The sequence below is a fragment of the Microcystis sp. LE18-22.4A genome (assembly GCF_027531105.1).
Taxonomy (GTDB): Bacteria; Cyanobacteriota; Cyanobacteriia; order Cyanobacteriales; family Microcystaceae; genus Microcystis; species Microcystis aeruginosa.
In genome coordinates, this window is sequence record NZ_JAPZRB010000009.1 from 1 (window position 1) to 1358 (window position 1358).

Consider the following 1358-nt stretch of genomic DNA (forward strand, 5'->3'; position numbering starts at 1 on the left):
AGAAGATGCAAGGGTGATGCAAGGGTGATGCAAGGGTTTTAAGAGATTCTAGCAGATTTAAGTGCATTTGGGAAGCTCTCAATCAAGCTAAAAGCCCTTTCCTGTAAGGTTTTTACCATTATTCAGCAAACCCTAATTAAAAGCATCTTTGTGTATCTGACAATGCCAAGGTCGCCCATCTTGTACTGGAATCCATAGCGTAGGATCGGGATCGTTAATTGGTATAGGAATCTCTTCAGCAAGATGACTATTAGTCATTCGTTCATCATAATCTTCTAAAGATTGAATTTCTTTAATTATTTTTTTGGAAAGAACAACTTGAGTAAAAGCAAGTGGCTGATCATTAAGATAGTGACCTAGAGGCGATTCTTCTCCACGAAAAATATCTGAATTCCAGAGAAGTTGCGGTGTCATAATGGCACCACCAGCAACTATAACATCGTTAGCATATATTTCTATTTTTTCCCACGGATCTAGAGATTGAAACTCAACATACTCAACACGACCAGCTTTATGAATAATCTTTTCTGCAAGAAGGTTTGGAATAATCTGAAAACGCTGAGACGCATCCTGATTCATATCTAGCAGGGGACCAAGAATATCCGATGGACCTCCCCACCAAACCAAATCAGGATTATCAAGACGACGATAACCAGAAACAGGTAATTGCTGTACAGGATAGTTAGAATCAAGACGATCTTGAAACAACTCTTGCACATTCTTCTTGATAACTGCTCCTCGAAGAGAAGTAGCAAAAACGTTAGTATTTGTCATAAAAAGAGCTTCTGCCCGTCTATAAAGATCATCCCACTCTGACTCAGGAATAAAATCCCAACGCTCCAACTTGGAATTAAGACGTGGAGTCGCACAAGTCCAGTGAATTCCCATCCCTCCCACAACATATGCCGCCTGTGCCGAAGGCATATTCTTATTCTGATCTTGATCTGGATTTATGTTATTACTTACGCTTAAAGGTGTCCAATAAGCGTAAGGATCGAGAGTTTCAACCCCCGCGTTACTAACTGGCACGGACAGTTTAAATAATTCTCCCTGAACAAAAGGAGTGAAATGATTTCTATATTTTTGGTAAATATAGGCATTTTTAACATGTATTCCTGGTTTGGCAGATAACTGTATCCCACTATCAACCATTAAAACTTCTCGACCTGCCTCAACAAGTGTTCGAGCAAATGCGGCTCCTACTGGTCCCGATCCAATAAGGGACTTCCAAAAAATAAACTATTCATGCTCAAGAATAATAATCATTCTCGGAGTGTAGGAGGTAGGGGTCGATGGTTGCCTCCTCCTTCCAATTTTGTAGTAGAATTAATCCTGTACATTATTAATCAAGTTTTTCT

The 1358-nt window shown here is 39.6% G+C and carries 1 protein-coding gene; it reads right to left on the minus strand.

What is annotated here, in order from left to right; genetic code table 11:
* Positions 1-132: 132 nt before the first annotated feature.
* Positions 133-1152 carry a GMC family oxidoreductase N-terminal domain-containing protein gene (locus O9295_RS00245; RefSeq protein ID WP_288030838.1) on the minus strand — a complete coding sequence of 340 codons (1020 nt, stop codon included), beginning with the start codon at positions 1150-1152 and terminating at the stop codon, positions 133-135.
* Positions 1153-1358: the final 206 nt, after the last annotated feature.